The organism is Pseudomonas sp. LBUM1668 (genome assembly GCF_059695715.1).
Genome location: NZ_CP166787.1, coordinates 3808275 through 3820898 on the forward strand (window position 1 = coordinate 3808275; position 12624 = coordinate 3820898).

Consider the following 12624-nt stretch of genomic DNA (forward strand, 5'->3'; position numbering starts at 1 on the left):
AGGCTGCGATCTTTTGATCTTGATCTAAAAAACCAAAATCAAAAGATCGCAGCCTGCGGCAGCTCCTACATTTATTGCGCCAGCAGCGTATCCACAGATTTATTGCACCGGGAGGAAGTTGAGGAACAGCAGACTCTGCGCGTAATTCAGTCCGATCCGCCGGTAGCGCTCATCAAGCATTTGCGTCAGCAGATCCAGGCGCGCAACGATTTTGCCGAACTCCACGGCAAAACTGAGGTTGCTGCCCTCCTCCGAGATTTCATTGGAAAACAACAGCGGCTGGCCTTCCTTGTTCTGGCGTTGCGACAGAATCCACGTGGCTTTTTCGATGTTGCGCGCCGCGTTATGCACGAACGTCGGGTTGATCGCGTCCGTCATGTAGAACTCGGTTCGATTGCCATGGGCCGTCACCAGCATGCTGCCGATGGCATAAATGAACGCACCGACGCGGTCACCACGAAACTCCGGGCTCATCGCATAGCTGAGCGCCGCAAGGTCCTTTCTGCCACCCAGCACCGGCAATGGTTGTTGCTGCTCGATAGCCAGTCGTACCTGCTTGACGGCGGCGTGAATGTTGAGGAAACCCGACTTGCGCAACTCGTCCGGGTTGCGCAGGTACAGCTTGCCCATCAACCGATAAAGACTGCCGAGGTTGTCGCGCATCGCCAGCGTGGCCATACGGTCGACGCTGGTTTGCAGAAATTCCTGCGGCTGCCCTTCCCGGATCTGGTTGATGAAACCGTTACCGTCCTGATGGCTGCAACCGCTGAACAGCAGTGACGACAAACACACCAGCAACAGGCACGGGCGACGGACAAATCGGGGGATCAGCTTGAACACTCTCGGCATGAATTCTCGAACAGGCACATTCCTGTGCGGCGGGAGTCACCGCATCCTGGCCATGGATAGAGCCGCCGATTGCGGAAAAGTGCAGTGCTGGCGGTATTTCCCGACCTTCGGCGCGAACCATCAATCTATTTAGTCCGACTTTATTTTTGCAATAAACGTTTAATCCGCTATAAATTCTCACTCGAATACTAAATAGCATGACTATTACTCAACCTCTGTAGGAGCTGCCGAAGGCTGCGATCTTTTGACCTTAAAAAACAAAGCCAAAAGATCGCAGCCTTCGGCAGCTCCTACAGGGGGGGTTACTGAAAACAACAACAAAAAGGAAGGTCAACCATGCTTCAATCCCGTCACCTGCTCTCCGGCCTCGGACTGTCCCTGATGATCGCCACTCTCTCTGCCAACGCCGCCGGCCTGAGCGCCGAACACAAGGCCTTCGGCAAAACCAACGACGGCACGCCCGTCGAGCAATACATCCTGCGCAACAGCCATGGCATGCAAGCCACGGTCATCACGTACGGCGCAACCCTGCAATCGCTGCAAGTGGCGGACAAGCACGGCAAGTTCGACGACGTCGTGCTCGGCTTCGACGATGTGCAGGGCTATCAGAAAGGCACCGCGTACTTCGGCGCGACCATTGGCCGCTTCGGCAATCGTCTGGCAGAAGGCGCTTTCGAACTCGACGGCAAACGCTATCAAGTGCCGCAGAATGACAAGTCCAACGCCTTGCACGGCGGCACTCAGGGCTTCGATAAAAAGGTCTGGAAAGCCCAGGAAACCAAGGACAAGGATTCAGTCGGCGTGACCCTGACCTATCTGTCGGTGGACGGTGAAATGGGGTTCCCCGGCAACCTCACCACCGAGGTGACTTATCGCCTCACCGACAACAACGAATTGCGCATCGACTACAAGGCCAGCACCGATAAGCCGACGGTGCTGAACCTGACCAACCACAGCTACTTCAACCTCGCCGGTGCCGGTAATGGCGACATCCTCAAGCAGGTCGCGACCTTGCATGCCAGCCATTACACGCCGGTCACCGGCAAACTGATCCCGACCGGAGAGCTGGCGCCAGTGGCCGGCACACCGATGGATTTCAGCAAACCGACCGCCATCGGCACGCACATCAAGGCTGATCATCCGCAGTTGAAATTCGCCGAGCCGAAACAGGGTGGTTTCGATTTCAACTGGGCGCTGGATGCCAAGGGTGATGCGAGCAAACTGGCCGTCGAAGTCAGCGACCCGCAGTCCGGCCGGCATCTACAGCTGTTCACCAGCGAACCGGGCGTGCAGTTCTACACCAGCAACTTCCTCGACGGCACGGTCAAGGGCAAGGCTGGCAAGGTCTACCCGCACTGGGGCGCGTTTACCCTCGAGACCCAGCACTATCCTGACTCACCGAATCAGCCGAACTTCCCCAGCACACGACTGGATCCGGGGCAGGCTTATGCGCATAGCGTGGTGTTGAAGTTTTCTGCGAAGTAACAGCTGAAGATCAACAGATCGCAGCCTGCGGCAGCTCCTACAGTTTTTTGGGTACACCGTTTGAACGGCGGTGAATCTACCCCCCTGTAGGAGCTGCCGCAGGCTGCGATCTTTTGCTTTTTGAAGCTCATGGAACCCCTGCGCTATCCTGCTGCCCACTAAGGTATCGACCGTTTCAGATAGGAGGTTTGAATGCGTACCCTTGAATTGGCTGGCGTGCAGGTTCCGGTGATTGGCCAGGGCACCTGGCGCATGGGGGAAGACCGTTCCGCCCACAAGCGCGAAGTCGCCGCACTGCGCAGCGGCATCGAACTGGGCATGACCCTGATCGACAGCGCCGAAATGTACGCCGAGGGCGGCGCCGAAAGTGTTGTCGGCGAAGCCATCGCCGGTCTGCGTGATCAGGTGTTTCTGGTCAGCAAGGTCTACCCGCACAACGCCAGCCGCAAAGGCATCCCGCAAGCTTGCGAACGCAGTCTGCGTCGGCTGGATACCGATTACATCGACCTCTATCTGCTGCATTGGCGCGGCCAGTATCCGCTGGATGAAACCGTCGAGGCTTTCGAACGCCTGCGCGAAGAGGGCAAGATCGGTCGCTGGGGTGTGTCGAATTTCGACGTCGATGATGTCGAAGAACTGGCGTCTCCCGCCTGCGCGACCAATCAGGTGCTCTACAACCTTGAAGAGCGTGGCGTCGAATTCGATCTGCTGCCGTGGTGCCAGCAACAACGCATGCCGCTGATGGCCTACTGTCCGATTGGCCAGGGCGGCGCGATGCTGGCCAACCCGGCACTGAAACAAATTGCCGCTCGTCACGGCGTCACCCCGGCACAGGTTTCGCTGGCGTGGATTCTGCGTCAGGATGGTGTCATTGCGATTCCCAAGGCTGTGCGGCCGGAACACGTGCAACTCAATGCACAAGCCGCGCAGCTGCAACTGGAGGCCGGGGATCTGGCGGCGCTGGACCAGGCGTTTCAAGCGCCACAACGCAAGCAGCGGCTGGCCATGGTCTGAGCTGACGACTGGCCGAGGTTCCGTATGAGAAGCACTGATCATAACGACCCGTTTGACCTGCAACGATTCGTCCAGGCTCAGGACCCGGTATTAGACCGGGTCCAGCGCGAACTCGAAGAAGGTCGCAAACGCAGCCACTGGATGTGGTTTGTCTTCCCACAGTTCGCAGGTCTTGGCGGCAGTGAAATGTCCCGACGCTTCGCCATCGGGTCAGCCGCAGAAACCCAGGCCTACCTCGATCACCCATTGCTCGGCGCGCGGCTGCGCACCTGCACGCAGCTTGTGCTGAATACCAATCAGCGTTTGATTGCAGAGATTTTTGGTCATCCCGATGACTTGAAATTTCACTCCTCGATGACGCTGTTCAGCCAGTTCGCCGCTGGCGACAGCCTGTTCAATCAGGCCCTCGAGCGCTACTTCCACGGCATCCTCGACGAATGGACGCTGCAACTGCTGGACTCAAAAGAGGCCCAGTTGCCCCCCGATCAGGGTTGAGAAATCATCGTCGACGAATGGCAGGATGGCGTCCGCCACCGGTTGCAGCTGCCGGGTGATGTAGTGGTCGTAATCAATGGTGGAGCGACGCACTTCCAGCGGTTCCGGGCCGGCCAAAGTGATGACATAGCTGATCCAGCCGCCATTCTGGTATTGCCGTGGACGGCCGTGCTGCGTGTTGTATTCGTCGGCCAGCCGCGCGGCGCGCACATGGGGCGGCACGTTGCGTTCGTAATCGTCGAGGGTGCGGCGCAGGCGCTTGCGATAGACCAGCCGATCATCGAATTCCCCGGCCAGGGTTTTGCGCACGTAATCGCGCACGTAATCCTGATACGGCTTGCGCTGGAAGATTCGTTCATACAATTCCTGCTGGAATTGTCGGGCCAGCAGCGACCAATCGGTACGCACGGTTTCCAGGCCTTTGTAGACCATCTCATCTGTGCCGTCAGCGCGAGTTACCAGACCGGCATAGCGTTTTTTGCTGCCCTCCTCTGCGCCGCGAATGGTCGGCATCAGGAAGCGTTTGTAGTGAATTTCGTACTGCAATTCGAGGGCACTTTCCAGCCCGTATTCTTCGCGCACATGCTCGCGCCACCAGTCATTGACGTGCTTGACCAGCGCGTTACCGATCGCCGCCGCCTCCTCCTGACCGTGGGCGCGACGCAGCCAGACAAAGGTCGAGTCGGTGTCGCCGTAGATCACCGCATGGCCCTGTTCTTCGATCAGCTTGCGCGTGCGCAGCATGATTTCGTGTCCGCGCAGGGTGATCGACGACGCCAGCCGCGTATCGAAGAAGCGGCAACCGCTTGAACCGAGCACGCCGTAGAAGGCGTTCATGATGATTTTCAAGGCTTGCGACAGCGGCGCGTTGTGCTCGCGTTTGGCGGTCTCGCGGCCCTCGGCGACTCGCGACACAATCGACGGCAGGCAATGCCGCGTGCGCGAGAACCGTGCGCCCCGAAAACCCGGCACCGAGTCCGCATCGTCCGGGTGCTGCAAGCCTTCGATCAGCCCCACCGGATCAATCAGGAATGTGCGGATGATCGACGGATAAAGACTCTTGTAGTCGAGGACCAGCACCGATTCATAGAGCCCCGGTTGCGAGTCCATGACAAACCCGCCGGGGCTGGCCTGCGGCGGATTGGTACCGAGGTTCGGCGCGACGAAACCCTGACGGTGCATCAGCGGCATATACAGGTGCGTGAACGCCGCCACCGAGCCGCCGCTGCGATCCGCCGGCAGGCCGGTGACGCTGGCGCGCTCAAGCAAAAATGTCAGCAATTCAGTCTTGGCGAAGATCCGCGTGACCAGTTCGCAGTCCTTCAGGTTGTACTTGGCCAGCGCCGGTTTGTCCTCGGCGAACATGCGGTTGATCTCGTCCATGCGCTGATACGGATTGTCGATGGCCTTGCCTTCACCGAGCAGGGTCTGGGCGACGTTTTCCAGGCTGAACGAGGGAAAGCTCCACGTCGCCGAGCGCAAGGATTCGATGCCATCGATGATCAACCGCCCCGCCGCCGAGGCGAAGTAATGATTGCGGCTGCCGTGCTCACGCCACTGCATCTCTTCACCGCCACGACCGATTTTCAGCGGCACACCGAGGCGCCGCGCGTGTTCGTGGAGGATGCGCAGATCGAATTGCACAACGTTCCAGCCGATGATCGCGTCAGGGTCGTGCAGCGCGAACCAGTCGTTGAGCTTCTTCAGGATGACCGTGCGTGAATCGCAATATTCAAGGTCGAAGTCGACGATGCTGTCATCGCCATTCGCCATGCCGAGCATATAGACCTGACGCTGGCCGCAGCCTTCCAGAGCGATGGAATACAACTCGCCGGTTTCGGTGGTCTCGATGTCCAGCGAGACCAGCCGCAGCTTCGGTCGGTACTTGGGGTCGGGTTTCAGTTGCGCGTTGAGCAATATGCCGTTGGCATCGGCTGTACCGCTGAACAATACCGGGGCGGTGATGAAACGCTCCATCAGGTAGCGCTCGGGCGGGCGCACATCTGCCTCGAAGACGTCGACGCCGGCGCGGGTGAGCGCGGTTTCCAGGCGCATCAACTGGCCGTGTTGCTGGCAATACAGGCCCAGCACCGGACGATGTTCGAAATCCAGCAGGGCCAATGGTCGCAGTTCGACGTTTTTTTCGTCGTGCAGCAGGCGTTCGGCCGCTTCACGCTGCTCGGCAGGAATAAACGCCACCGACGGCTGATGCGGCAAACGCACACGGCGCGGCCCGGCGTCGGTCGCCAGCCAGAACTCGACTTCGGTGCCGGCGGGGGTATCGCGCCAATGCCGGGTCAAGACGAAGCCCTGCTGTAAATCCACCACTGCGACCTCAGGAATTGAAACAGAGGGGCATTCTACGCGGCATTCGACCATTGGGTGGCGCGCAAAACATGGTCGGCAAAGGTGCGGCACCTGTCAGAGTTGACAGGTTACACACCTTGCCAGAGTTGCTAGATTTGCCTTTGCCTCCATGCGATGCATTGCGTCGAAGGAAATGAGAAATGGATCTCTCCGTTCATCGCCGAACCCCGTCAGTCAGCGTGAACGACGGCCGGGGTCTTCCTGTTCGTCAGATCGCCTATTGGCGAAACGTGCCAGGGGCGGCCGTACAGTCGTTGATCACCCGGACACGTCACGACGACGCAGGCAGAGCGATAGAGCATTGGGATCCACGACTGTTCGCAACAGCGCCAAAAGCCAATTTGATGACCATTCATGACATGGCAGGCCAAGCGCTGCTGCTGGACAGCGTCGATTCTGGCTGGCGGCTGAGTTTGCATGGTTTGGCAGGGGAAGTTGTCCGGCGTTGGGATGCCCGCGGGAATCGGTGGAGCAACCGCTTCGACAATCGTTTGCGCTTGCTGGGCATCAAAGTGAACGACGGGGCTGAACTGGAGGCCTTGACCTTTGGTTTGGCCGATGCAGATGCCGGAAAGAACCTGCGTGACCAATTACTGCGAAAGGTCGATGCCTCGGGTTCACTGGACTACGGTTCGTTCAGCCTCAACGCCTTGCCTCTGGAAGAAACCCGCACGCTGTTCGATGCCGGTGCCTACACCACGCGTTGGCGCTACGGGGCCAACGGCGCAGCACTGAGCCAGACGGATGCACGTGGCCATCAGCAATTCTCACGCTATGACATCGGCGGGCAACTCCAGCAGGTTACTCTCAAGATCAGCGGCGACGATGCTGTAAAAGACATCCTCAAACACGCCCGATACAACGCCGAAGGCGAGAAAATCGAACAAACCCTGGGCAACGGCGTGGTGTGCAATTGGGAATACGATGGCGCCAACGGTCGCTTGAATGGCATCAAGGCAGGTCTGCCCGGCGAGGCGTTGCGGCAAAATCTCGAATACAAATACGACAAGGTCGGCAACGTCGTCAGTCTTCTGGATCACACTGTTGACCCGGCGTTCTTTGCCAATCAGTTGATCGATGGCAAGCGCGACTACAGCTATGACTCGCTCTATCGCCTGATCCGCGCCACCGGACATGACGCCCTGCCCCCGACCGGCATGCCTGGCCGTCCATTACCGAGCGATCCCAAAAACCGCCTCAATTACACCCAGACCTACGAATACGACGCCGCTGATAACCTGGTCAAACTGATTCACGCCCGGGCAATCGGTGGCTACACCCAGCGCATGTTCATTGACCCGAACAGCAATCGCGGCGTGCGCTGGAAAGAAGGTGACTCACCGCCCGATTTCGCCACGAAATTCGACGCTCATGGCAACCTGCAGGCCTTGCAACCCGGCCAGGGTTTGCAATGGAATGTCCTGGATGAACTGGCATCGGTCACGTTGATCGAACGCGAATCCGCGCTGCCCGACAAGGAAACCTATCGCTACAGCGGCGGCGCCCGAGTCTTCAAACACCACGAGACTCAAGGCTCAACCAAGACGCATTTTTGTCAGGTGCGCTACCTGCCGGGCATCGAGATCCGCACTCGCGAAACGGGTGAAGAGTTGCACGTCATTACGTTGCCGACGATGATCGGCAATGTCCGCTGCCTGCATTGGCTCAGTGGCCGCCCGGGCGAAATCGTCAACGATCAACTGCGTTATTGCCTTGAAGACAGTCAGAGTTCCAGCCTGATCGAGCTCGACCAGAACGCACGCCTGATCAGTCATGAACATTATTACCCGTTCGGCGGCACCGCCTCACTGGTAGCGCACTCGGAACTGGAAGTCAGCTACAAGACCATTCGTTACTCGGGCAAGGAACTGGATGACACAGGGCTCTATTATTACGGACGACGCTATTACGCACCGTGGTCGCAACGCTGGATCAGCGCCGATCCGGCGGGGGCAGTGGATGGCTGGAATTTGTATGTGATGGTGGGGAATAACCCGATGAGTTTTGTCGACATCGAGGGACTTGTGCGCGACAAACCCGGTGACAAAACTTACGAGACGGTGGCTGGGCGAACGACCACGATCCTCCGCACGCCTGATACGAGCGACCAGTACCAGTTTCACGCTGAGGCAAGAGACAAGATTCTTGTCGCTCATGCTGGAGCTGCACTTCACTCATCCGAGCCCGAAGGGGAAGTGGTTGCACTAACGACGGATTTTTTCAATATCCCCCGAGAGAGGGGAACATCACGGTCTGGCAAAACTTTCAATATCCCGCTTACCACTGCCGACCATGGTTTGAATGTCAGTAGACCCTACGACGCCCATCTTCATTCAGACAACCTGGTAGCCGGAGGCGTGCTCAAGGTTACGGACCCTGTTAAGTTTCTCGAGGAATTGGAGAAGCAATACATCCGACGATTGAATGATCCAGATTACCCCGTAATGCTGTGGGACGGAGACCGCCCCGTCCCCACAAGCCTGGCAGGTATGGAAAGGGAAGTACCACCTATTCACCCGATTATCCAACAAAAGATCAAATACCATATCTCGGCATCGGGTGGTTATTTGCCGCAGTCGGCCGGGTTGCCGGGTGCCCACGGTGAAGTCCAGGCAGGCAATTTCAAGCTTTATCTACAACATGAGTTAACAGGTTCAACCGACCCGCAACTCATCGAGTTGATGACTAATAAATTGCAGTACATGCACCGTGCGCAAGCCTTCCCCGCTTGTTACAACTGCCGCGGTATTCTGGTCGCAACTTACGACGACATCACAACGGCCTTTAACGTCCCGACACGCAGTACAAAAACGAACTCTTCGATTTGGCGAAAAGTCGAAGATGAAAAAGAAACACTGCCGGTAGATGCGTTCCTGAAAAGAGCTAGACCTTGAATGCCCGGACCGTATGCCTGTTCGCAAGATCAGGCCTACGGTCCTTTACCGAACACTCAGTGACATTTTCGTCAATGCCGCGAAAGTCAGCGATCTCAACAAATCCTGGCGCTCCTCCGCCAACTCGACAAGTTCGTGCTCGTATCCATGTTGCGCAACAGCACCCGCCAGATGCCGGTTCAACAACTCCTCTGACTTGGCGTTGTATATCCTCGCGTTTCGCTCGAATGCTGCTGCATGCTTGCCCTTCAGATACTTGCGCCAAAACCGCTGTTCGATCATTCGGTTGACCAACCCGTCCCCCGCCTCAAGCGACAACACCACTCCGAGGAAATGTTCGAACGCCTCAGTACGCAGACCTTGAGCCCACTCGACAATCCCTTCGAACGTCTCATCCAACAGTTGGTAGGCGGTATACGCAAGCATCAATTCACCCAGACCAGGTACAAACGGCGCGGCGACAAATGCCCCCACTTCCAGCACAGTCAGCGCGACTTTGAGGAAGCTGTCCCAGCGTGCCCAACGAGACTTGGCGTCCTCATCGCCGGTGGGTACTGCACGCGTTCGAGCGTCGGCGAACAACGTGTTCAACTGCTGCTGAAACTGATGAAACCAGAACTCACCTTTGATTCGCGCATAGCCGATCTGCAGATCAGGTTTCAGAACAGGCGCTGGGCGCCAGGCCGGCAGTTGCTGAAAAGGAACCGGTGCATGCCATTGCAGTTTTGATAGCCGATTGTTGAGCTGAAAAAAGAACTGACCTCGGTGCTGATGCGGCACGAACCGGCTGAAGAATCGCTGGTACTCAGGTGAGCGCAGCTGTCGTGTCAGCTCGACGACGAACTGGGTCGAAGACGCATACTGCTTGAGCGGATGCTCGGGATCATGGGGGACATAGGCAATGACCGGAACAGTCGTTGAACTGTGCTCAAGATCGGCGCAGACCAGCACAATCCCTGGCAACTCGACGCCCATCATCGTCAATGCATGGCAGTGGACTGCCCGCCCGTTCCAGATCAACCGTCGATCTCCCGCAGCCCACCTCTCTACCAAACGATGAGCGTCGTGATCAATATCGCCTTTGAGCAACGCCAGCCCATTGCACAGGCGCAGGGTGCTTTTCTCGTTAGCCTCGACCTTTATTTTCAGTACGGCGCTGGCAACGGGATTGGCCGGATCGAAAAAGTCTTCGAGATATCTCTGATAAGCAGCACCTGCGTCCAGCTCCCGGCACAACGCGGTAAAAGCCGCGACGGACATTCTGGCCTTGATCGGCACGACGTCGAATGCTCCGGAGGCCGAAGGTCGAGTAATAAAGTCGCTCGCCTGGTCGTAATATTCTGGTCGAGTCTCTTTCAATTCGAAATTGTGCAGACAGCACTCGAGCAGGGTCAGGGTGCGCACCTCGAAGCCACCCGTCATCCCGGTCGAACGGTATAGCCTTAGACACGTCGAGCTGACGTCTACGGTGATGTCATAGCGGTCTTTCAGCGCAGCGGTCAGTAACTCATGGGCAAACGCTTCGACTTCGGTCAGCCGCGCGAAAACCTTGTCCACCGCCTGCCGGGCAGTCCAACTCGCTGCAACGGCGTTTTTCATCTCATCGCGTTGCGCTGACGAGGCAGAGTGAAACCAAGGCTGGTCTGGCACTGCGGCCTGTTTTAACGCGCCTCTGTACTGTGCGGTAGCATTCAATAGCCAGTCTGGAACGTTCCCGGCAATGAAACTGAACGTGGGATTATCAGCCAGAGCATCGGGCAGTGAGGGCAATATATTTTTGTTGCTCAGATTCAAGCTGGGCATCGAGAGTTTTCATCCATGAAATTCAGATGCCCGAGTCTAGCGAAGCCTCAGAACCGCCATCGCGCACTTCTGTATCAAGACGTGCATAGGCAAAGAAGCGGCCATGTGTGGAAAAAAACAGCCAAATGACGTTTTTTGCGTGCTATCTGCCGCTTTGCCACCTTGCCCTGCGCGCCAGCGTCTACGATGCTTGCATTACAACGACAACACCTGAGTAACCGCCATGAAGACCGTCGCCCAACTGCTCAAGCTCAAAGATCAGAAAAACCAGGAAGTGCACCAGATCAAGCCTGATCACATGGTGCTCGAAGCGCTGATGAAGATGGCCGAGAAAAACGTCGGCGCCTTGCTGGTGGTGGAAGACGACACCGTGGTCGGCATCATCAGCGAACGCGATTACGCGCGCAAACTGGTGCTGCATGGCCGTTCGTCCGTGGGCACGCCGGTTCGCGACATCATGGTGGCGAACGTGATTACCGTCGACACCCACCAGACTGTCGACACCTGCCTGAGCATCATGTCGGACAAGCGCCTGCGCCACCTGCCGGTGGTGGAGAACGGCAAGCTGATTGGCTTGCTGTCGATTGGTGACTTGGTGAAAGAGGCGATTGCTGAGCAGGCCGAGCTGATCAAGCAACTGGAGCAGTACATCCGCGGGGAGTGATCACCCCGAAAACGCCACAATCCCCTGTAGAGATGAATCCTGCGGTGATGGGTCATGAGGATCATGTGGCGAGGGGATTTATCCCCGTTGGGTGGCGAAGCCGCCCAAAACCTGCAATCGCGGCTAGTCAGACACACCGCGCGGGATGGTCTCAGGACTGCTACGCAGCCCAACGGGGATAAATCCCCTCGCCACAGGGATCACATTCACAAGTGGATTTACGGTGTGTTCACACTGGCCAGTGCCGGGCAAACACCGGCGCCAGCACCGGATGTCGATCAATGCGCTGCAACCACGCATAAAACCCCGGCCGTGTCTGACGCAGATGCTCGCGGCTGCCCGCCCAGCGCGTCACCACCGCGGCCAGCACGTCCAGCGCACCCGGTGTTTCGTCGTCCAGGTACAGCTCGGCGGAAAACTGGTCGGCAAACACTTCCCAACTCCTGTGCAATCGCTCGCGAGCGCCGGCGATCAGGTTCTGCCGCGACGCTTCGTCGGGCATCACCAGCCAGCGCTCGGGGTAGTCGACGACGCCGATGGCCGCGTAGCAATTGCTGACGATGTAGACCAGACCGCGAATCGCCTGATCGCGCTCGTCCGCCTTGGCCGGCAGCAAACCCGATTTGGGAAATGTCAGGCCCAGATGAATCAGAATCGCCGCGCTCTCGGTGAGCACGCTGCCATCTGGCAATTGCAGGGTCGGGATCTGCTTCAGGGGATTGAGCTTCGCCAGGTCCTCGGCGGCTTCGGTGCTGGCTTCGATATCAATGAAGCGATAAGCGATCTGGCACAACTCCAGCGCCGCTTCGATGGCGGCTGCGCCTGAGTTGCGATGTCCGTAGAGCTGATACATATCCCCTCCTCAATCCCCGACAGGCATCTGATGTAGCACTATTTATAGCTGCTGTATGCGATTTGGCACGTTTTTCCCATGCACTCGCCACTTGCGAATTCAAACGTCGAAAGACAGCGCTGGCGGTGATTGAAAAATATTTTCCATGCACTGCATCCAAACCCCTCCGCCACGGGTAGTCCCTGTAACAGCCCTCCTCG

Annotated in this window: 9 protein-coding genes; 5 read left to right on the top strand and 4 right to left on the bottom strand. The window is 57.8% G+C overall.

What is annotated here, in order from left to right:
- Positions 1-99 precede the first annotated feature (99 nt).
- Complete coding sequence (locus ACA061_RS17090; RefSeq protein WP_497299683.1) at positions 100-849, bottom strand: hypothetical protein; 750 nt, start codon at positions 847-849, stop codon at positions 100-102.
- Positions 850-1185: 336 nt separating this feature from the next.
- On the opposite strand from ACA061_RS17090, the gene ACA061_RS17095 reads away from it, so the two are divergent.
- The 3 genes from ACA061_RS17095 to ACA061_RS17105 all read left to right on the top strand — a co-directional run bounded on the left by ACA061_RS17095 (position 1186) and on the right by ACA061_RS17105 (position 3843).
- Positions 1186-2334, top strand: coding sequence for an aldose epimerase family protein (locus tag ACA061_RS17095; protein WP_150605399.1), 1149 nt, complete (start codon positions 1186-1188; stop codon positions 2332-2334).
- 192 nt (positions 2335-2526) lie between these two features.
- Positions 2527-3348, top strand: a complete 822-nt coding sequence (locus ACA061_RS17100) for an aldo/keto reductase (RefSeq protein ID WP_210699698.1) — start codon at positions 2527-2529, stop codon at positions 3346-3348.
- Between the two features lie 24 nt (positions 3349-3372).
- Entirely contained in the window at positions 3373-3843 is a 471-nt protein-coding gene (locus tag ACA061_RS17105; protein WP_497299684.1) for a DUF1810 domain-containing protein, read from the top strand.
- On the opposite strand, the gene ACA061_RS17110 is transcribed toward ACA061_RS17105, so the two are convergent.
- Positions 3808-6168, bottom strand: a complete 2361-nt coding sequence (locus tag ACA061_RS17110) for a DNA polymerase II (RefSeq protein WP_497299685.1) — start codon at positions 6166-6168, stop codon at positions 3808-3810. The two genes, ACA061_RS17105 and ACA061_RS17110, sit on opposite strands and share 36 nt — an antisense overlap.
- Positions 6169-6350: 182 nt before the next feature.
- Between ACA061_RS17110 and ACA061_RS17115 the strand changes: the two genes are divergently transcribed.
- Positions 6351-9104 (top strand): RHS repeat-associated core domain-containing protein, encoded by a 2754-nt coding sequence (locus tag ACA061_RS17115; protein ID WP_497299686.1) that lies wholly within the window; start codon positions 6351-6353, stop codon positions 9102-9104.
- A 45-nt stretch (positions 9105-9149) separates the two neighbouring features.
- On the opposite strand, the gene ACA061_RS17120 is transcribed toward ACA061_RS17115, so the two are convergent.
- Positions 9150-10907, bottom strand: a complete 1758-nt coding sequence (locus ACA061_RS17120) for a dermonecrotic toxin domain-containing protein (protein WP_497299687.1) — start codon at positions 10905-10907, stop codon at positions 9150-9152.
- A 223-nt stretch (positions 10908-11130) separates the two neighbouring features.
- Between ACA061_RS17120 and ACA061_RS17125 the strand changes: the two genes are divergently transcribed.
- Positions 11131-11571, top strand: coding sequence for a CBS domain-containing protein (locus tag ACA061_RS17125; RefSeq protein ID WP_210553125.1), 441 nt, complete (start codon positions 11131-11133; stop codon positions 11569-11571).
- A 229-nt stretch (positions 11572-11800) separates the two neighbouring features.
- On the opposite strand, the gene ACA061_RS17130 is transcribed toward ACA061_RS17125, so the two are convergent.
- A complete protein-coding gene (locus tag ACA061_RS17130; RefSeq protein ID WP_210553126.1) occupies positions 11801-12424 on the bottom strand; it encodes a glutathione S-transferase in 624 nt (207 codons plus the stop codon).
- Positions 12425-12624: the final 200 nt, after the last annotated feature.

What these genes read in the sequence shown, in the direction of transcription:
- ACA061_RS17095 (WP_150605399.1), top strand. Translation starts at nt 1,186, where the DNA reads ATGCTTCAATCCCGTCACCTGCTCTCCGGCCTCGGACTGTCCCTGATG.
- ACA061_RS17105 (WP_497299684.1), top strand. Translation starts at nt 3,373, where the DNA reads ATGAGAAGCACTGATCATAACGACCCGTTTGACCTGCAACGATTCGTC.
- ACA061_RS17120 (WP_497299687.1), bottom strand. Translation starts at nt 10,907, where the DNA reads ATGCCCAGCTTGAATCTGAGCAACAAAAATATATTGCCCTCACTGCCC.
- ACA061_RS17090 (WP_497299683.1), bottom strand. Translation starts at nt 849, where the DNA reads ATGCCGAGAGTGTTCAAGCTGATCCCCCGATTTGTCCGTCGCCCGTGC.
- ACA061_RS17100 (WP_210699698.1), top strand. Translation starts at nt 2,527, where the DNA reads ATGCGTACCCTTGAATTGGCTGGCGTGCAGGTTCCGGTGATTGGCCAG.
- ACA061_RS17130 (WP_210553126.1), bottom strand. Translation starts at nt 12,424, where the DNA reads ATGTATCAGCTCTACGGACATCGCAACTCAGGCGCAGCCGCCATCGAA.
- ACA061_RS17115 (WP_497299686.1), top strand. Translation starts at nt 6,351, where the DNA reads ATGGATCTCTCCGTTCATCGCCGAACCCCGTCAGTCAGCGTGAACGAC.
- ACA061_RS17125 (WP_210553125.1), top strand. Translation starts at nt 11,131, where the DNA reads ATGAAGACCGTCGCCCAACTGCTCAAGCTCAAAGATCAGAAAAACCAG.